Here is a 20222-nt window from a genome sequence, read left to right as displayed (position 1 = left end):
AAGCTCTACCCAATACATCTAAAATTTAAGGGTAAGTTTTTCGTAAAGAGGTGTAAAAATGAGCAACTTTGAAGATATTAACCCACTAAGATCAGCACTCAATCAACTAAAGGATGATGATCTTATTGCTGCATTGTTCCTAATGGAAATGGATAGTGAGCTAGGTAACTTTAGAAGTTTTCATCGTGAACTAGATAGGAATGTAATGCGTGCTTTTATTCAAAAAATAAATACCATTAAGGAGTTAAGTGAAATTCGCCAAATCATTATCCATTATTATTCAGCACAGAGTTGGAGATTTATTGATGATTATTTGGATCAAATTTATTGTCTTATTAATCGCCTTAATAACCGTGGAAAAAATCTATCTAAGCATAAGCTAGACCCAAGACTATTAGCATTCGCATTAAACTATTATGTTGCAGATTCTAGACGTTGGGATAGAAGCATTAATGATATTAACAATGGTTTCTTTAGACTATTATTCATTATCTACTGCCATCCAGAATATAGCCAACGCTCTAGGGAACTAGATATTATTGAGGAGAGATATAGTAGCCTAATTAACAAACATCTTGTTCATTTTGTGAAAAGTGATACGGTGGACTTCTACCGTTGGGCGAAAAACTATATGGACAGCGATGATAAATATAGGAGTACAATCTATACACCTATCACCGATGAGGAGTATAGAACGACTGTTAATATTATTTTTGACAGACTATTTGATGAGAATGAGGACATTTATTCAGCGTTAAAAGATAAAATGTCAAATGCGTGGTATCAAAAAACATACCGCAAAAAAAACAAAGGGAAAAAAGCTCATCATTATGCTTTACCTAAAATAGCATTAGAATCCTTGCGTATCTTGTCTTTTAAATGGAATATGACACAGGAAAAGGTCATCGAAAGATTAATTAACGAGCGTTACATTAAAGAGTGTTCAGACCCTAATTCTGGTGACTCGTTATATTAATCTTTCCATTAAAGCCCTCTATAGTGTTTTAAATAGGGGGCCAAAACGTACATCATCATTTCTAATAATAAAGAAATAATTTATAATATCAGGAGTCATAATACCAATTTGATCTTCTGAAAATGTACGGAAATACTCTCTTACCAACCGATAATATAAACAGAAATCTTTATAATGATCATTAAATGTTCTTGGCTCATGTAAGGTAAATCCATGCTCGAACATTCGCTCTTTAGCTTCAACTGTACAGACTTTTTTCTTTGGATCATCTTCGTTTAATGGCTCTGCATGAGTAGCTCGTTCAGTATTAGTCTCTTTAAAATAGTTCACAAACCAACTTCCCATGAGTCCTATGCATTGAGAAATATTATTTAAAAACAATCTATTGTGAACCAATCTGCTGTTTATTTCTTTTATATACTTCTCTATACTCTTTTTAGAATCTAGGTCTATATCTGCAATACTCTGATAATCATTTCCTATCTGTAATTGAACCTGTTTCATTGATTTTACAAATAAAAGCATATCATTAATTTTTTCTTCTGAGTTATTAAAGTCAATCTCTAAAGTTATTTTTTTATAAGTATTTTTCACGTATAACTGTTTTTTATAAACCTCAAATTCAATGAATAACATTGCTCTAAAGAAAATATCATTAAAACGCTCTTTTTTATCCTCTGCATTTTTAGCTTGATAGCGATCTGATTTCAAAATCTCAAGGTCTAAAAATTTATTAAATACTGCAATTGAAGTTAGGTCATATTCAAAATAGAGATATTGAGCAACTAACTTATATACCAGTTCTCTTTTTATAGTAGCAAACTTATATATTTCATCTAATGTATCTATATCTGCACGAAACTCATCTAAAGCAAAGCCTTGTTTCTCTACATTACTTGCCACTTTTTCTAATAGTCTATTGGCAGCCTCAACCAACTCAAGATAATTATTAACCTCTAATGGTTGTGGAGTACCTGCCATAGTTTCAATGTAGCACAATAAAAAATGTTGATATAAATGGAATTTTTTTCCTTGATGACCTCTAGCATAGGTTACATCATCAATCGTTTTTGTAAAATGCGGAAAAAACTCATTTTTAGGAACTGAATAAGTCGAGAGTGATGCTGTATCATGGAAATAGAAATAATCCATAAGTGTGATGGCTGTATTTTGAACTTCTGTAAGGCTAGGCATAGCGTGTTGTGTCTTGGCAGAAAGGGGGACTCTTTTTACCACATTTAATACAGGATGGTGATGTACCAAAATGTCCTTCATCAAGCAGCACAAAAGTGTTGGGGCAACCCAGCTTTTTACTTTCTGCTTTGTTTTGTACTTTACCAAACAATGGAGTCATGATGAACGAGTTAAACACCATCGACTATTTATTTTTAAAGTTCCGTTCAGTTTATATCAAACTGGAGGATGTCTGCAAAGAATATTACCCCCATCTTTGCAAAGAAAAAGTGCTTGAAAAAGCACGTCAGCACAAATTTCCTTTTGTGTGCTTTAGAATAGATGACAGTCAAAAAGCACCATTCTTTGTACGGATAGAGGAACTGGCTAGCGTGCTGGATGAAATTTACGCACAAAATTATCGAGGCTTCCAAACCTCGATGCAAAAAGCCATCCAAGCAACAATCTAAGCAACATTTAGGGAGCATGAAATGTTAGAACCTCGCTATCGTGTCAAGGATTTGGTGAACTATCCTGAACGCCCAGCAAAGGACTATGTAGATCGTAGTGGTCGCAGACGGAGACTGTCCCACAAGCCTGCAAGTAAAGGCTTACTAAATGTGGCTGAATCAACTTTCTGGAAAATGATTCGTCGTGGTGATTTTCCTGAACCGACATACTTAACAGCAAGTATGCCAACATGGGCAGAAAGTCAAATCAATGCTTGGCTTGAGCAGAAAAATACAAAAGCAGCATAAAACGAAACAGCCTGTCTATGACAGGCTGTTTTTAAATCATAATATTTTGCATAAGAGGTAATATTAATTTTAGAAATTCTTACAGATTACCTTAAACCTTTTATCTAATCATTATTAAGAAATCTGTGTTCCACTCAAATTTTAAATGTCTAATAAACGAGCTTATTCAATGTAGAGTAGTTTTTTTTCTTGAGGGCTAATTTTTTCTAGAATATCTGGAAAAAAAATTAACATATTGCGACAGCCACGAATTAAATAACTTTCCGCAAGCTCTAAAGCAACCGCACTATATCCTTCCTCAACCTCTGAATGTACTCCTGTCCCTCTATTCCCTTCAATCATTCTAAAAAATCCCATTGGGAAAGAATGAACATTCGTTGATAACAGCTTATACCAATATCTGAAATCATTTTTATCTACTCCTTCTCGCTCTTCAATATCCTCTCTACTTATAAAAAAAGCATTTTTTCCTTTTAAATATTTACTTTTTTCATTTTCTTGTAAGTCTTTAAAAAAGCTACAACTTTCTAATTTTTCTAGAACAAGTTTCTCAATCTCAACATTTTCTCTTTCTCCATCATAACTATCAGGGAAAAATGAAAAAAACTGTTTTCTAGAATAGTAATCATGCACATTAAAAAGAGCCTTTCTGGCTTCTAACTCTTCATCCGACACATTATCAAAACATAAATAAAAAAGCGTTTGATAACATTCCATTATATTCCTCGTAAGGCTAAAAGCTGAGGAATAATCCCAATCCGCTTTATATTCCTTGGACACATCGTGATCTAATAATTTTCTTAAGCTTCTACTAGTCGTGCATAGTTTAGTAAAAAGAATACAGGCCCAAACTACTTTATCTTTTTCACCATATCGACCTGCCCCCAAGCGAGAAATTTTAACTGCTAGGTTAAGTGTTCTACAGTAACTTTTAAAAGCTACCGTAAATTTTTTATCGCCTATTGCCATTTACTTTAAATTTCCAAAGAGATGGATACTTATATTCTATATTTTCTATAACATTAAACAAAATCTTATTTATCCAAGGTCACAACTAATCCAATTGGATTAAATTATTTGTTCTTACATACTCATCAATGAGTTTAAGAAAATTAATCCGCTTTTTACCTTTTCTAACTTTATCTGTAGCAATAAGAAAAAGATCAATAAGACCTAATCTTAAATGATGTTCATTTGTTGGAAAGTCAATAATTATGGGAAATATTGGATGACTACCAGAGAATACTACAACGTAATTTTTTTCAGGAACATATGGTGTAATCGTTACTTCAAAACTCATATCACTATAAGTTTCCTCAGAATGAGGTAACTTTTTACCAGCCTCAATCTCAAAAAAACGTTTTAAAAATTGAGCCTGATTCATAAATGTCCCCACTTTTGCATTCCAATATAACACAAATTAAACATCAGATATAAAACAAGCTTTAAAATCAGCCTAAAAGGTCACCATTGGCCACAATCAGTTTTAAGCTTACTCATGTCATAACGACCACTATGAGAAAGCCTAGCCTTTGCCAAGCTGCCAAGAACTCTTTGATATAGTCCAATGATCGAGATAAAATGGTCTATTTATCTTTAGCTGTTTTTCGATGTCATTAAAATTGCAGTTCGAGTAAAGATTCCAAATAATCAGCCCATTCCTGCATCATCTGTTGGCGTTTATTTAGGAATTTGGTTCGGTTGTAAGCTGTACCATTATTGTCTTTGACCTTATGGGCTAATTGATGCTCAATAAAATCAACTCGTTGTTCCAAGATTTCATCTAGCATGGTACGTGCTGTTGCCCTAAAGCCATGTGCTGTCTGCTCACCACCATAGCCCAAACGTTTCAAGGCTGAATTGATAGTATTGTCAGAAATACAGGTTTTACCATCCCGACCCACGAAAATATATTCGCTGTATGGATGCAGATCAATAATTGACTCAATCAAGTCAAAGGCTTGATCTGACAATGGCACAATATGAAGCTGCCTGGTTTTACTGGCTGTAAATTTAAAGCATCTCTCCTCACGATAGAAATACTCTTTTTTCAGCTTGCGTATCTCCCCTGGTCGCTGAAATGTCAGCACAGAGATTTTTAACGCCACCTGTGTGGTCAGTAAACAGCGTGTATAAAGTTTGGAGTAGTTCCAAATTTTATTAAGCATCGGAGCTAGGTCTTGCTCCTCTGTTACTGCTGCAAAGTTCCCACCCCGTGGTTTGGGCAATTCAATATCCTCAATAGGATTGTATTGAATCAGCTTCTTTTTACGCGCTGATTTAAAGATTTGGTTCAGGTCTGATTTAAGGCGTTTGGCAACTGACAAGGCTCCACGCTCAATGATGCGCTTAAAGACCTTAATCTCAAGGATTTCTAAGGTAAGCTGTGGAAAGGTTAAATCACCAATGTAAGGATAGACATCGTGCTTTAAACGACGGACTGTTTCCTCATCCTGCTTTTGTTCAAGTTCACGTTTATATAGCCATGCTTCAGCAACAATACGAAAGGTATTTTCTGCTTCTTTCTGTTTCTGAGACTTGGTTTCAATCCGCTCCATTGCTGGGTCTATGCCCTGCTTGATGAGTTTCTTATATTCATCACGAATCGTACGTGCGTCATCTAACGAAACTTCTGGATAAGTCCCTAAAGATAAATCATTACGCTTACCTAAGAACGGACGTGTGTAATTGAAGATCCAGTACTTGCTACCGCTTTGGTCAATACGCAAATACAAATTTCCACCGTCTGACAGCTTATACATCTTGTCAGGATCAGGTTTGGCTTTTTTGACTTGTAAAGCACTAAGCTTATTGATTCCACGAGTTGCCATAATTCAGACATAAAAAATGCAGTAAGAAATAATCTTACTGCATTTTTTACTACTTTATAACTACCGATTGGCGTAGTGCGTCAGGGCTTGTTATATCGTATATTTCCAACTTTAACTTTATAAATCATAAACTTATATAGTGTTAAACAGTGTCAGAAACTTGAATTTGGCGGAAGCGGTGAGATTCGAACTCACGGAGGACTCACACCCTCGTCGGTTTTCAAGACCGGTGCATTAAACCGCTCTGCCACGCTTCCAATGGCGGCTATCATATAAATAAAAGCTCAACTTGGCAAATATTTTATTTAAAAGCCCATATCAAGTGCTCAAAATAAAAGCAAAACACTGTTATTTTAAGCATTTTCAGGTTTTTCATATCGAATTGAGTTGATATACCAGACTTTTTTACCTAATGGCGTGTGCACCTCAACCTCATCATCCACCTGTTTACTTAACAGTGCCCGCGCCATAGGAGATTCAATTGAGATATGCTGAGAGTGATGGTCGTAGATTTCATCTACCCCCACGATACGCAAGGTTTTCTGTTCACCATCATCATTCTCTATTTCAACCCAGGCACCAAAGTAGACTTTTCCCTCTTGCTCAGGCACAAAGTCAACGATTTTCAATTCCTCTAAACGCTTACCCAAATAGCGAACACGACGATCTATTTTTCTAAGTAATTGTTTATTATATTGATATTATAACCCCACCTTAAAACATACTATTTCTAGTATTCTGTATTGACAATAGATCAAATAATGATAAGTTTAAATTGAGAAAACCTCATACTTCATACTAAATAGTATATGGCTTACGTTAAGAAAATTTATGTAAATTACAAAGATTGTTCTACTCAAACCACCTTAGTCTTGCCTTGCCTCTTGACTGAGAAAGGAATCATCATTTCTCATTTGCGCTATTTGGCTTGGTTTAATTCAAAAAGTGAATCATGGAAAGAAAGATCTTGTTATGCACTTAAACTTTTATTGAAGTATATAAATTCAGTTCCACAAATTGAGAATGCTACTAAATTACTGAAAGCTTTCACCGAGGCATTAATCACAGGCACAATTGACCCAACAACCCGTACAGATTCTCTTAATCTTTATTGGCGACCACTGATCCTAGCCAAAATAATGGACAATGATTCCCTCTAAAGATAACGTAACGTTAACTTTGGAGATGTAAAAATGGCTAAACGCTTTAGTCCAGAATTTAAACAACAAGCAATTGATTATGCACTTTCAAACTCGCACGAATCTGTGGCTGCTATCGCCCAGAAATTAGGTGTGGGTTATTCAACATTAGATAAATGGATTCGTGAGACCAACCCCACTGGTTCCAGCAAAAGACAGCTCTCGCCAGAACAACAGCGTATTCTCGATTTAGAAAAAGAAGTCAAACAACTCAGGGAAGCTAATGATATTTTAAAAAAGGCGCATGTGTACTTCCTGACAGATCATGCCAAGAAAAGTACACGGTAATCCAAGGCCTAGCTGTGACTGAAATTACGGTTTCTTCTGCCTGTAAATGCCTAGGTGTCAGCACTTCGGGCTACTATGCTTGGCGAAAGAGACAGACTTACGTCAATCAGAAGTACACTGATTTAAAAGCTGTATATTGGCAACACCATGCTCGCTTAGGAGCACCTTCATTGGTGCACGACATGCATGATTTAGGTTACTGCATGAGTGAACGTACAGTTGGAAGGATGCTGAAAAAGCTCAGTTTACGCAGCAAGATTGCACGTAAATATAAGCATACGACTGATTCAAATCATCGTTTGCCGACGGCACCGAATTTATTAGATCGCCAGTTTACAGTCACTCTGCCAAATAAAGTTTGGACAACAGACATCACCTATATCCGAACCAAAGAAGGTTGGCTGTATTTATGTGTGATGCTAGATTTATTTAGTCGTCGTATTATAGGTTGGCAAACCAGCCATCGGATAGATCGTCAATTGGTATATGATGCATTTAATTATGCAATGGCACGTCAGGGATATCCAACAGGTGTCATGGTGCATTCGGACCAAGGCTCACAGTACTGTAGTCGTGATTTTAGAGCACTATTATTGGCGAATCACTGTATTCAAAGCATGTCACGTAGGGGGAATTGTTGGGATAATGCGGTGACTGAAAGCTTCTTTCATACATTGAAAGGTCATGTGATACATGGCAGTGTATTTGCCACTCGAAAAGAAGCCAATGCTATCTTGTTTGAATATATTGAAGTTTACTACAATCGAATCAGACGACATTCTGCAAACGGCTGGTTAAGTCCTGAAGCCTTTGAACATAAATATTTTAAGAATTTAGAGGGATATGCTGTCCACGATACTGTCTAGGATCACACGCACAGTCAGAGATACCAATAATCTATTATTTCATATTACCCATTACACTGATTTTCTGACTTCACAGGATGAACATTCAACAATTCGTATAAATCCATTTCGCAAAGCCACAAGTTATGAAGAGCGTCTAAATTGGTGCGCTTATTATCATAAACAAGCAAATGTCTTTCTAAATCATTTAACTAAAAGAGATTTATCACAGCAGCAAGTTCGTTTGGTTGGATCGTTCAATGAAGACCTGATTGATTTTGAATATGCAGTTCGTTTCCCTGAAGATCAAATTGAAAGATTGATTTACTTAGGGTTCGAAAAAAATGGTAAATATGACTATAAATCGCAAGCGATTACGATGTTGATGAATTACGGTGGGCTTAGGAAAAGTGAAATTTTTCATATTTACACTTCAGATATCACATTAAACCCAAACCGTCCTCAAGAAGCTCTTGTTCGTGTTTATCATCCTGAATTAGGTCTAGCTCCAGACCCTCATTTCAAAAATAGACGTGAATTTCTTTTATCCAAAACATCATTGAAGCCTAGAAATAACTATCCATTTACCGAACGTTTATATGCAGGATGGAAGTCCCCATTACTTACATCTAAACAAGGTTACTTTGAGGTTGTATTTAACCCTCCTGAAAAAGCTAAAGATTTCTTATTAATTTGGGCAAACTATCTCAAATATCAGCGTGTAGAGCCGCTGAAAAGTAATCCACATCCTTTTGCATTTACAAATAATTTAGGTCAGCCTGAAACTATAAAAAACTTTCAACGCCTGCATAAACGTGCAGTAGAGCGTATCGGGCTAATTTGCAAAAAATCTCTTGGTACGACTGAGCATGGTCATCGTCATGCATATGGATTTCGTGCGCGTCAGGCTGGTTTAAATCAAGTCGAAATTCAAAAAGCTATGCATCATAAAAGCCCAACATCATGTCTTGTTTATATCAAACCAACAATTGAAGAAGTCCAAGAAAAGTTGAGAGCGATTAAATGATTAAACCTCAAGCAATCAGACGAATTGAAAGTAAACGATTTAATAAAGAGTTTTCGACTTTTCCTAGCTTAGATTCTTTAAAACAATTTTGTAAAAATGAAGGTATTACAAACTCAGTACTCTATAAACAGAAATATAGAGAATATGGGCTACCTGCTCATCCCGAAAGAATTTATGACGAATGGATTAGCTATAAAGATTTTTTTGAAATAGCTGATTTTATTTCATATGTCGAACTAAAAAATTTGATTGAAAACAAAAATCTTAAAAATGCGAAAGAGTACAAAGCTTTTATTTTAAAATTAAATGATCTAAGTCTTCCACTTGATCCACAAACTGCATATCCAAATGAATGGGAAAACTGGTATAAATTTTTAGGTAAAACAGAACCATTTAAGCCAGATTTTATTTCTTCTGACTATGTCACTTGGGCAATAAAAATTAAAGAATTTATGACTAAAGCTCGTGGTGGAGGTACTAAAGAAACTCAGCTTTGTCGTTTCGTTCGTCTTTATATTGAACAATTTGATAAAAGCAAAACACCACATGCTTTTCTTATACAGGAAAAATTCGATGTAAAACCCTTTCGAGATATTCTTGAAAATATAGAATCTGAACCTATGAGGAGGAAACTCGTTGTTTATGTCAATGAATTCTTAGATTACATTATTGACAATGATTTAACGATTGAAGATGAAGAAACAGGCGAAATAGTACGAGTCGATAATGCTAGAAATCCGTTCAGCCTTTTACTCAATCAACAAAATATATCATCTAGCTCAATCCGCTCTGAAACAACAAAGCCATGCTTACAATACCATTTTGTTAAAAAAGCTCAAGAATGGATTATTCCAACCAATGCAAAAAACTTTCAAGATTTAGAGCACTTTCATAAATTCGATGCAGATTGGGTAAAAGTAAGCTTTGATCAATTAGATTTACATGATTTAGATTGTGTATACCGTGTAATTGATAATCAAGCATATTTATGGTGCCCAACTGACTGGATTCATACTTATACACTCACCAAAGTTCCCTTAAGAGGACGACAAATCGCCTATAATGATTCTGGTGAAGCCGATGAGTATATTGCAGATTTAGATCAGCAAAACAAAGTAATTTGGCAAAAAAATAATTCCCCACTTTCTGGATTGACTAAAGAACAATCATTCATAAAAAGAATGCCTGATGGTCAAACAGGTATCTTTACAACTACAAATAAAACAAATAACAACGGACAAGGCTACACAATTCCGTGGATACCCGAAGATTTAACATATTGGCTAATTAGGCTCCGAAAATGGCAACAAAAATATAATCCTATCTCATATCCGAGTGCTTGGATTGATTGTCAAAGAACAAATTTAAATGAGGTACAAAGAAAAGGCAAAGGCTTGAATTGTTTTCTTTTTAGGCGCTTTAATGATTTTGAGGCAGCGAATGTCGGAAATGCATTAACCCCGAGATTAGCAGCTGCTCTTTATAATATACAGCCCTCAAATCTTTGCTTAACTACACTTGAAGGAAATAGAGCAGTTTTAGGTGCATATAAGTCTAAATATACACCCCATAGCATGCGTGTTAGCCTCATTACAGCCTATGTTCTTGAAATGGGCATGCCAATTGAAATTGTGATGAAAATCGTTGGTCATAGCTCCGTAATTATGTCGATCTATTATTGCAAAGTTTCCAATCATGACATTAGAACTCGATTAGAAGAAGGTGAGAAAATTGCCTTAAAATCTGAAGTAGAATCTATTCAAAGAACCATTGAACAAAATAAAATTGAAAGTGTTAAAAACCAATTGGTTGGCAATAATTTGGAATTACTGCAAGCTTTGTCTAATGAGGTTCCTGCAGGTAATTTTATTTTTAGAGATTATGGTATTTGCCCTTTTGCCGCTTCAAGATGTGAGGATGGCGGTGAGTTAATAAAAAGTAGTTCATTCTATACCCCTACACCTCAAGGTTATTTAGGAACTCAGAATTGTATACGTTGTAGACATTTCATTACTGGACCCGCCTTTCTTGGTGGTCTATTGGCAATTACAAATGAGATATTACTCCAATCCAATGATCAATCTGAAATATGTTCCAAGCTACAACTTAAAATCAATCAGATTAATCAAGATATAGAGAATATTGAAAAAGAAGAATACATAGCCAATTTGAAGAAAGAAAAATTTGAAGGCACAGCAAACAGATCCAAGCTTGAGACTGAACTTCGAAATTTCGAATCTGAATATGAAACAGCCGCTAAAAAATTGGATATGCTTTTATGCGATATCCAATCGGCTTATAGTCATATTACGAAATGCCACAAGCTCATCAACAACAATCCCCTTATAGAGAGCGATGAAAAACTTTCCTTAATTACAGCCCCTAATGCTGAATTGATATTAGAAATGGAAGAAGTGAGCCATTATCAACAATTACAAGAAGTCTGTGAAAATGCAGCCATTTATAAATCTTGTAATGCAGATCAAGCTATTTATCCAAGAACTCAGCTCATTGATAAAATGGCAATGTTTAATGAAATTATGCCCGCTTTATTCATGTTATCTAAAGAACAGCAACTTTCAGCAGGCAATCAAATTTTCAAGTTATTGATGAGTCGTCTCAAATCTTGGGATAAAGTGCAAAGTGTTATAGATGGAAAGCTTAAACTAATAGAACTTTCTGAAACTGAACAAATTTCAAAATCAGAGATTGAACTCATTCTACATAATTCACCAAATTTAATTGAGGTAAGTCGTGAATCCTGAAGAGTTATTACATAAGTTAAAACATGGATCATCACTTAAAATCCAACAGTCACTCGATGCAATCTATGAAGTATGTATGGAGCAACAGGAACGTGGAATTCAGGATTTTTCTGTAAGTACGATTGCTAATTTAGGATTTAATCGAGGTGTCCCTAAAGCGCAAAGCATCAGAAATAAGACAGGTGAAAAATATAGAGCACTGATTCAATGTTTTGCAGATTCATCCCAGACGACTAAATTAACAAAACCATCTCCAACAGATAATGCATGGATTGAAGAAATTCAAAATCCCAAGCATCAATTGCTTGTACGGATTATGGCATCTGAGTTAAAAGAAGCTCAACAAATGATCCGTGAAATCATTCCTCCTAAACAAAGGATTGATATTTATGATCATAAGAATATGATACCTGATGAATCTTTTAAGCTTTCTGATCAAGAAGTACGAGCATTACAGTATTTATTGTCTATAGATTTCCAAAAAAAATGGAATTTAAAGCCCACTCATTATGGTGAGCTTGTAGATGAGTCGAATAAGCCAGTTTTTAAAGTGTCAACATTAGATGCCTTACGGAAGGCTTTGGAGTATTTGTCTTGAATCGTAAATTATTAACGGCTGAAGGCTATCAACGTTTACAAGACGAGTTAAATTATTTGGTTCGTAAAGAACGTCCTGAAATTACTAAAATTGTGTCTTGGGCAGCTAGTCTCGGCGATCGGTCTGAAAACGCTGATTATATCTACAATAAAAGAAAGTTACGTGAAATTGATCGTAGAATTAGATACTTAACTAAGCTTTTTGAAGTTGCCTATAAAGTTGAATATAGCCCTGAGCAAGATGGTAAAGCCTATTTTGGTGCGTGGGTTGAATTAGAAAATGATGAAGGTGAAATTATAAAATTTCGTATTGTAGGGGATGACGAAATCTATGGTCGCAAAGACTATATTTCTCTGCAATCACCTATAGCAAAAGCTTGTTTAGGTAAGTCGGTAGATGATGAAATTCAAGTGCATACACCTACTGGCAAGAAAAATTGGTATATAGCTAAAATTTTTTATGCTGAATAATTCTAATATATTGTTTTTAATTAAATTATGGATATTATGGTATTTTTAGCTTTCAAATAAAATAAAATGACTGATTATGACAGAAGCGCTGTTGATACCCTGACTGGGTACTTTTACCAATTTGATCAATCAATTCTTGAGATACTAAATCTAAGTTCATTAGAAGACAGTGTTGCTATCGAATGTATCGAAGATATTGATGTTAAAACAGCGACTGAATTATCAGCAATACAGTGTAAATACTACTCCAAATCTGAATATAATCATTCTGTTATAAAAAAAGCTGTTATGCATATGCTGAATCATTTTAAAAAAGTCACAATTGGAGAAAAAGAGGCTATCAAGTACCAAATAAATAGATATTATAAATCTGGGCAAGATAAAATTCCAAATAGCTTTGATATAGCTTTTTTAAAAAAGAATTTTCTTACATATACCGAAGAAAAAGTGAAGCAAGAACATCATGTAAACTTAGGTCTAACTGATGAACAGTTAGAAGTTTTTTTATCCTACTTATCAATTAATGTAAATTGTCCTGAATATAATGCTCAATATAACCAATTAATAGATTCGCTTTGTGCTTGTTATAAATCAACAAGATACTCAGCTGAATCCTATTATTATAATAATGCATTAAGAATCATTAAAGATTTATCAATTAATCCTCTTGAAGAGAATAGAACAATAACCAAAAAGTCATTCCTAGAAAAAGTAAATAATTCAAAAATTCTTTTTAATGAATGGTTTATTAAATTAAAAGGTAAACAAGCACATTTTAAAAATCTAAAACAAGAATATTTTACTTCTTTGAATATAGAACCGTTTGAAAGATTTTTTTTGATTGAAATAAATCAAGATTTTTATATTAGAAACGAGCTTAAAGAGTTGATTTTCATAATTTCTAAAAAATGGTCCAAAATTTCTAAATATGGAAATATATCATTTTGCCCATATATTTTAGTTCATGGAATAGAAAATTCTGAATTAATTTCTATCAAAACTGAATTATTCAAAGAAAAATTTAATTTCATTGATGGTTATGATTTTCAGGGAGCAGAATTCAATCCAATTTCAGTTGCACAAACTGCAACCTACCACAATCAAATTAAAGTTAAAGTATTGAATGTATTAACAGATTTGGAACTAACTCTTGGCTCTATCCCTAATAAAACGAAAAAAGTTTATCAATTTTTTATAACAACACCTTACTTTGAATATTCAGACCCATCAATTGGAATTCATAACATTCAAGTAGAACACTTTACAGATATTAAGGAAATTATATGATGACGTCAGATACAAATGAAAAAATAAATGCCCAAGTTATAGCCGTATTCCCTGATAAAGTAAAAATTGTTGTCGAGGATTTAGAACATTTCAAAGTTGCTGAAGAGTCACTAAAAGTTGGTTCATACTTAAAAATTGCTGATAATGAAAATGCGGTATTAATAGCTGTAATTGAAAATTTTCAAATTTCTGTAGGCGAAGGTGTACAAAACTATATTATTGAAGCATTTCCATTAGGAGTGCTCAGAAATGGTAAATTTGAACGAGGAGGTGATTCATTAGCTATTCCTCCAAAAGAAGTTGTTCCTGCAACTATCGAAGACATAAAAAAGATTTATGAGGATACAGTTAATCCTGTTGAAAGCTTTACTTTTTCACATCTGGCTTCTAATAAAGAAGTTGCCGTACCAATTAATGGGAACAAGTTTTTTAATAAACATATTGCTATAGTAGGTTCAACGGGCTCTGGAAAATCTCATACTTTAGCAAAAATTATCCAAAAAGCTACCTCTGAAAAACATGAAGATTTTCATTTAAATAACTCTCATGTTATTGTTTTTGATGTTCACTCTGAGTATAAAACAGCTTTTCCAAACGCAAATTACATTGATATTTCAAATTTAATACTTCCATATTGGATGTTAAATAGTGAAGAGTTGGAAGAATTCTTTTTAGATACAGAAGCTAATGATCATAACCAACGTAATATATTCAAAGAATCTATAATATTTGATAGAAAACAGAAATTTACAGGTGATGAAGATGATAAGCAAAAAATTCATCTTGATTCACCAATACTTTTTGATATTAATGAAGTTTTAAATTTTTCAAAATTTAAAAATACAGAACAAATAGATACTGGTGAGGTCTATGCTTCAGGTGATAAAAAAGGACAACCTAAACTCAATCAAGGTAGTTTGTATGGCAAACTAACAAATTTTATTAATCGGCTTGAAAATAAAATTAATGACAAAAGATTAGATTTTTTTCTAGGGGAAAAATCTAAAAATATTACATTTGAAGAAACCTTACAAAATCTCTTAGGTTTTACTCCCAAAAAAGAATCGAATATCACTATTATTGACCTAAGCGGCGTTCCTTTTGAAGTATTGAGTATAACTGTATCTTTAATATCAAGATTAATTTTTGAGTATGGTTATATATATAAAAAATTGCGCTGTATAGAAAATCCTGAAGAAAAAATTAATAATGATGCACCTATCTTATTGGTATATGAAGAAGCACACAAATATGTACCAAATAGTGATTTATCCAAATATAGATCTTCAAAACTCTCTATTGAAAGGATTGCCAAAGAAGGACGAAAATATGGCGTCACTTTACTATTGGCGAGTCAGCGACCTTCTGAAATTTCTGAAACTATATTTGCACAATGCAATAACTTCATAGCTATGAGACTCACTAATCCTGTCGACCAAGCTTATGTCAGAAAGTTATTACCTGATTCTTTGGGTTCTTTGATTGATAAAATGACGTCATTTAAACAAGGTGAAGCTCTTTTGGTTGGTGAATCCATAATACTTCCATCGATTGTTCAAATTGAGCCTTGCTCTATTGCTCCATCATCAAATGATATCCCATACTGGGAACTATGGAAAAATAAATGGAAAGATATTGATATATCGAAAATAAAAACCGAATGGCACAAATAATTTATACCACTTTGATCAAGAGAAAATAACTTATTTCCTCTTGATCAGTTATATTCAGATTTCAAATTAATATAGTATTAATCTGCTCTTCCAAACTACGTCCAACTTCATCTTGCTTTTTAGCCATCAAGAATATTCGTTTGCCATTACTATCCTTAGCCCATTGTTTCCCGATAGCATTCTTCACACGAGCATTATCAGCAGTATCTAAATGCCCGCCTTTGTATTCTAAGACAAAAATAGAACCATCTACTAATTCCGCAACAAAGTCAGGGTAAAAATAGTCTTTTTCAGTTGGTAGCCAAAAAGAATATTGAGGTTGCTTAGGAATATTTCTCACCCAATATTTAACTTTAGGATGTAAGTCTAATAACTGAGCGCATTGAAACTCTTCAGAAATATTACCACCGTCTGTTTTTTCTCTTAAATCATCAATTTGGGCATAGAAATGTTTCTTAAACTTAAAACTACCACGATAAGGCTTCTTAACTGGATACATGCCACGCTTAAATTCAAAACTATTTTCAAGTTGTGGCTCGTTAGCTACCTGTAACTGACTAAATAAATCACCCTGAAAAGCCTTTTTACGAGCTAATTCGAATAAACGATCCAATTCATTTGATACAGCAAGTGACAGTTGGAACTGAGCACGATGCAATTGGGTTAAAGTGAAATTTCGTACATTTAACAAATAACTAATTAGTTTTGTTAAATAAGCTCTTAATTGGATTTGTGTTAAACCTTGACGTCTTACTTTACGATCAAGCCAGTTTAGTAAATCATTTTCAGTGATGAGTGTTGGCATGTCAGAAAATTGGATTTGCTGACTACCTAATTGTCCATATTTTAATTCTTGATCTTCAATATTTAGATCAATTTCAAAACTATTTACAGTTTCTCTGATATTAAAACCTTCAAGCTGCACAGGAAAATCGAGTAAATTCCATTCCACGGAGTCTTCAATCGCCTCTTTATCAGCAACTTGCCATTCACCATCTACAAATAAACCTAATTGCGGAATCAATGCAAATGTCGCATTCCAGTTCTCAGGTGCTTGATACGCTTGTCTTTCGGCACGAGCATCATCAAAGGCTTCTTTCACTTGAGCTTTCTGTTTTGGAGTTGCTTGATCAATAACAGCCTGTTCAATTTGGTCAAATTCTTCGTCAGTTGTACCTTTATTGATAACTAAAGATGTACCTTGGCTGTTATCTAGTTTCTGAACTGAAAGTTGTAACCCAGTAGGAATAGTATCTGCCTTTACCTCAAAAGGTACAGAGATAATGACTTCAGGTGTAGGCTTAGCTCCACCACTGCCTGTTTGACCTAGATTTAATTCAGGTTGAGGGTTAACCACAATGGCTGTATCAGCCTCCCATTTATTAAAGCCCATATTCTGCACCATACGGTCTTTAAGTAGCATGGTTGCTTGCGCTATAGAGCTGGAAATCACATGGGCATATGCTTTGTTGAGTTCATCATTTTGGCGTAATTTTGCGTAAGGCATACGCAAGACACGCCCTAATAGCTGCTCGACATCAGTCGCTGAGTTAATGTTTTGCAAACTTGCCAATACATAAGCGAAAGAACAATCCCAACCTTCTTTTAAAGCTTCGACCGTGATGACAATTTTCACTTTACTGGTAGGGCTAAACAGATTTTCATCTTCAAGCTCTTTAGTTTGCCCTGTAGAGATAGCAATCCATTCTTCAGTGATCTCTTCTCCGTATTCACTTAACAAGTGTTGCTTTACAGCATCAACATTTGCTTCGCCATTTTTATCTTGAGCTTGGATCAATAAAATAGGGCGAATATATTCTTTTTCTTTTTGTGCAATTAACTCTAATTTTTTACGTTGAATAAGTGCATCACGAATACAGTCCTGCCAACTATGAGGATGTTCAGTAAGTACAACTGGAAGCTTAATCATCTCAGCGACTTTGAGTTCAGCAGCCGACACTGAATAAAGCACATTATTATCTTTAGGTGTGGCTGTTAGTTCCACCAAACAACTTGGATTTAAACGCTTCAGTGTGGGAAAGAAGGTCTTACCGCCACGGTTTTTATGTGCCTCATCGACAATGATAATTGGGCGATGTAGATTAAAGAAATTCACCAACGAATGTTTCACACGCCCTATATCTTTTTCAGTCAAGAATGGCTGATACTGCAATGTATCTGCCGTAACACGATCCATATCTTTGGTCTGAAATTCTGTTAAACCAGTGAAATGTTCACTCAAGGATTCATCAAAAGCGTAGGCATTGCGTTGAAATGTCTTTTCTTTGTCAATATTAAAAATTTGAATTGTGGTCAAAATTACAATACAGGATTGATTAACATCATGTTTATTTAATGTTTGTAAGCTTTCAATATCACAAATTTTTAATTTATCACCGTAGTAACCTTGCAAAGCTTGTCTATAAGGATGTGTAACATCTACCAAGGCTTCAAGTGTCTGCTGACGAATCATATCCGTTGGAACAAGCCATAAAACAATAGGCGTATCCGTATTTACATAATTTCGAGCTGCAATAGGAATACTATGTGATGCTAGTAAGGTTTTACCACCGCCTGTGGGAACACGCAGACATACGCTTGGAATGCCTTCTAAACGGTCGTTATATTGAATATTTTCGCTCACACACTGCTTAAAAGCTCTTTCTGCCCCAAATGATGCAGCTAAGGTAAAAAATTGCTCTAAAGCTTGTAAAGACTGATGTTGATAATTTTTTAATTGAAGTGACATGAATAATCCTTACTTAGCCTTATTGCCATAGAGTGAATATGGAATTTGTTTAAACTCGATATTCAATGCTTCCAATCGAGCAGGACTTAAACGGGAGGCTTCGCCAATCACGATTCGTTTACCATCATGGGCATGACATTCATTCAAATGATTCAATACAGATGACGTAAGGACATTTCCACCATTTGGTCGTCGATCACCTAAAATACCGTTATACAGCAAATAGTAGGCTGTACTTTCATGAATACCTAAGAATGGATTATCAAAATTTTCAGTTTGGTTTAATGCAAATTTTGTTTCTAACCACCATACATAACTAGCAAGGTCTTTAAACTTAACTTCAGCATTTAAAAAGCCATTATCATCAAATACTGGATTACCTAAAGTATAAAAACTGAATCCACCACCGCCTTGCCAATTAACAGTTTTGGAAATACCGCCTTGTTCACCCTCAATGACTTTTTCAAGACGTGGGATCACATGGGTTTTTGCATGCTCCCCCATTTCAATCCCAATATAACGTCTTCCCATTTTATGAGCGACAGCAGACGTTGTTCCTGAGCCTAAAAAAGAGTCAAGAACTATATCTTTTGTATTAGTTGATAAATGTAAGATACGTTCTAATAGCCGTTCTGGCTTAGGTGTATCAAATGTATTCTCTACACCAAATAAATTATTTACTTCTTTTTTAGCTTCTTGTGTATGTCCAACTTCAGCATTAGTCCACCATGTCCAAGCATTTTGTCCCTCTGATTCAGATAGATATGTTTTTCGGCGAGGCATACCTCCACCATCTTTACCAAACCACATTCTTCCGTCATTTACGAGCTGTAAAAATACTTCTTCAATATTTTTCCAGCATGTTCCTGCAGGAGGCGTATATTTATTACCGTTTGGGGTAGTTATTGTATACATTTGATTTGGGCGAAATCCTTGAGCAGTATAATCGGAAGATACCCATGGTCCTCTCGGATCATTATCAGGATTTTTATATGTTTTTATTTGTTCAGCAGTTTTAGGAACTTTTTTCAGAATTTTTTTAAACGAACTGAAATGCTTAGCATAAACTAAAATATTGTCATGCCCCGCACCTAAAGTACTTCTCATATCTGGGGAGGTTCTTTTTTGCCAAACAACATTTGCGACAAAATTGTTTCTTGTAAATACCTCATCACACATTACTTTTAGATAGTGCGCTTCATTATCATCCAACGTGATCCAAATAGAGCCATCATCAGCTAAAAGCTCTTTTAACAGTTGCAAGCGTGGATACATCATAGAAAGCCACTGAGCATGTTCTAGCTTGTCATCATAGTGCTCAAAAGCTGATTGTGTATTGTATGGAGGGTCAATGAAGATACATTTTACTTGACCTCCATAAAGCGGGAGCAATGCTTTCAATGCCTGTAAATTGTCACCTTGAATAATTAGGTTTTCTTTTGCTTGTTGCTTATCACCATATGATTGTTCAAATTTTAAAAGATGATAAGGCACATTGGTTGCTGTTTCTTCAGCTTGGTTTCGATTGACCCAATCAAGTAAAGGCATAACATCACTGAATGTAAGATAAAATATGACTTTAT

15 protein-coding genes, 1 tRNA gene and 3 pseudogenes are annotated in these 20222 nt (G+C 34.5%); 11 read left to right on the top strand and 8 right to left on the bottom strand.

The genetic code is table 11. The features are described 5' to 3' along the window. Positions 1–58: 58 nt before the first annotated feature. On the top strand, positions 59–976 hold the full coding sequence (locus QLH32_RS16100; RefSeq protein WP_256414503.1) for a hypothetical protein: 918 nt from the start codon (positions 59–61) through the stop codon (positions 974–976). A gap of 18 nt (positions 977–994) precedes the next feature. On the opposite strand, the gene QLH32_RS16095 is transcribed toward QLH32_RS16100, so the two are convergent. Continuing rightward, complete coding sequence (locus QLH32_RS16095; protein ID WP_256414504.1) at positions 995–2170, bottom strand: hypothetical protein; 1176 nt, start codon at positions 2168–2170, stop codon at positions 995–997. A 158-nt stretch (positions 2171–2328) separates the two neighbouring features. On the opposite strand from QLH32_RS16095, the gene QLH32_RS16090 reads away from it, so the two are divergent. Next, positions 2329–2619, top strand: coding sequence for a pyocin activator PrtN family protein (locus QLH32_RS16090; protein ID WP_371924518.1), 291 nt, complete (start codon positions 2329–2331; stop codon positions 2617–2619). A 21-nt stretch (positions 2620–2640) separates the two neighbouring features. Continuing rightward, on the top strand, positions 2641–2907 hold the full coding sequence (locus QLH32_RS16085; RefSeq protein WP_256414505.1) for a helix-turn-helix transcriptional regulator: 267 nt from the start codon (positions 2641–2643) through the stop codon (positions 2905–2907). A gap of 162 nt (positions 2908–3069) precedes the next feature. Here the strand turns inward: QLH32_RS16085 and QLH32_RS16080 are convergent, their stop codons facing one another. The 5 genes and pseudogenes from QLH32_RS16080 to QLH32_RS16060 form a co-directional block, all read right to left on the bottom strand. Next, positions 3070–3876: a DUF5677 domain-containing protein gene (locus QLH32_RS16080; protein ID WP_256414507.1), complete on the bottom strand. Its 807-nt coding sequence runs from the start codon at positions 3874–3876 to the stop codon at positions 3070–3072. Between the two features lie 85 nt (positions 3877–3961). Further along, positions 3962–4291, bottom strand: coding sequence for a hypothetical protein (locus QLH32_RS16075; protein WP_256414508.1), 330 nt, complete (start codon positions 4289–4291; stop codon positions 3962–3964). A 232-nt stretch (positions 4292–4523) separates the two neighbouring features. Further along, positions 4524–5738, bottom strand: a complete 1215-nt coding sequence (locus tag QLH32_RS16070; protein WP_256414509.1) for a tyrosine-type recombinase/integrase — start codon at positions 5736–5738, stop codon at positions 4524–4526. Positions 5739–5905: 167 nt separating this feature from the next. Then, positions 5906–5995 (bottom strand) — tRNA-Ser (locus tag QLH32_RS16065). A gap of 96 nt (positions 5996–6091) precedes the next feature. Further along, positions 6092–6439, bottom strand: a pseudogene (locus QLH32_RS16060) (GreA/GreB family elongation factor); the annotation flags it as partial. 108 nt (positions 6440–6547) lie between these two features. On the opposite strand from QLH32_RS16060, the pseudogene QLH32_RS16055 reads away from it, so the two are divergent. From QLH32_RS16055 to QLH32_RS16020, 8 genes and pseudogenes are all read left to right on the top strand, one after another. Further along, positions 6548–6859: pseudogene (locus tag QLH32_RS16055) on the top strand (gamma-mobile-trio recombinase GmtY); the annotation flags it as partial. Between the two features lie 72 nt (positions 6860–6931). Beyond that, positions 6932–8091, top strand: a protein-coding gene (locus QLH32_RS16050) for an IS3 family transposase (protein ID WP_283266669.1) whose coding sequence is annotated in 2 segments (ribosomal slippage) — positions 6932–7178 and positions 7178–8091 — 1161 coding nt in all. Because the reading frame shifts where the segments join, the coding sequence is not laid out codon by codon here. A gap of 7 nt (positions 8092–8098) precedes the next feature. Next, positions 8099–9097 (top strand): annotated as a pseudogene (gene gmtY, locus QLH32_RS16045) (gamma-mobile-trio recombinase GmtY); the annotation flags it as partial. After that, the gene (gmtZ, locus tag QLH32_RS16040) at positions 9094–11862 is read left to right on the top strand and encodes a gamma-mobile-trio integrase GmtZ (RefSeq protein ID WP_283267043.1); all 2769 of its coding nucleotides are present in this window, start codon (positions 9094–9096) and stop codon (positions 11860–11862) included. The pseudogene gmtY and the gene gmtZ, both read left to right, overlap by 4 nt. Then, positions 11852–12460 carry a gamma-mobile-trio protein GmtX gene (gene gmtX, locus QLH32_RS16035; RefSeq protein WP_004739674.1) on the top strand — a complete coding sequence of 203 codons (609 nt, stop codon included), beginning with the start codon at positions 11852–11854 and terminating at the stop codon, positions 12458–12460. The genes gmtZ and gmtX overlap by 11 nt, the downstream gene beginning before the upstream one ends. Then, on the top strand, positions 12457–12930 hold the full coding sequence (greB, locus tag QLH32_RS16030; RefSeq protein ID WP_004739676.1) for a transcription elongation factor GreB: 474 nt from the start codon (positions 12457–12459) through the stop codon (positions 12928–12930). The genes gmtX and greB overlap by 4 nt, the downstream gene beginning before the upstream one ends. Before the next feature lie 66 nt (positions 12931–12996). Continuing rightward, positions 12997–14217 (top strand): DUF4297 family anti-phage-associated protein, encoded by a 1221-nt coding sequence (locus tag QLH32_RS16025; RefSeq protein WP_283267040.1) that lies wholly within the window; start codon positions 12997–12999, stop codon positions 14215–14217. Then, the gene (locus tag QLH32_RS16020) at positions 14217–15890 is read left to right on the top strand and encodes an ATP-binding protein (RefSeq protein WP_283267039.1); all 1674 of its coding nucleotides are present in this window, start codon (positions 14217–14219) and stop codon (positions 15888–15890) included. The genes QLH32_RS16025 and QLH32_RS16020 overlap by 1 nt, the downstream gene beginning before the upstream one ends. A gap of 61 nt (positions 15891–15951) precedes the next feature. Here the strand turns inward: QLH32_RS16020 and QLH32_RS16015 are convergent, their stop codons facing one another. Together QLH32_RS16015 and QLH32_RS16010 are read right to left on the bottom strand one after the other, a co-directional pair. Then, positions 15952–18639, bottom strand: a complete 2688-nt coding sequence (locus QLH32_RS16015) for a DEAD/DEAH box helicase (RefSeq protein WP_283267038.1) — start codon at positions 18637–18639, stop codon at positions 15952–15954. Positions 18640–18648: 9 nt separating this feature from the next. After that, complete coding sequence (locus QLH32_RS16010) at positions 18649–20187, bottom strand: site-specific DNA-methyltransferase (RefSeq protein ID WP_283267037.1); 1539 nt, start codon at positions 20185–20187, stop codon at positions 18649–18651. Positions 20188–20222 lie beyond the last annotated feature (35 nt).

Origin of the sequence: Acinetobacter corruptisaponis, from assembly GCF_030053775.1 — a bacterium.
GTDB classification, from domain to species: domain Bacteria; phylum Pseudomonadota; class Gammaproteobacteria; order Pseudomonadales; family Moraxellaceae; genus Acinetobacter; species Acinetobacter corruptisaponis.
Note: the sequence above shows the minus strand (reverse complement) of the source record. Positions and strands in the feature narration are given on the sequence as shown.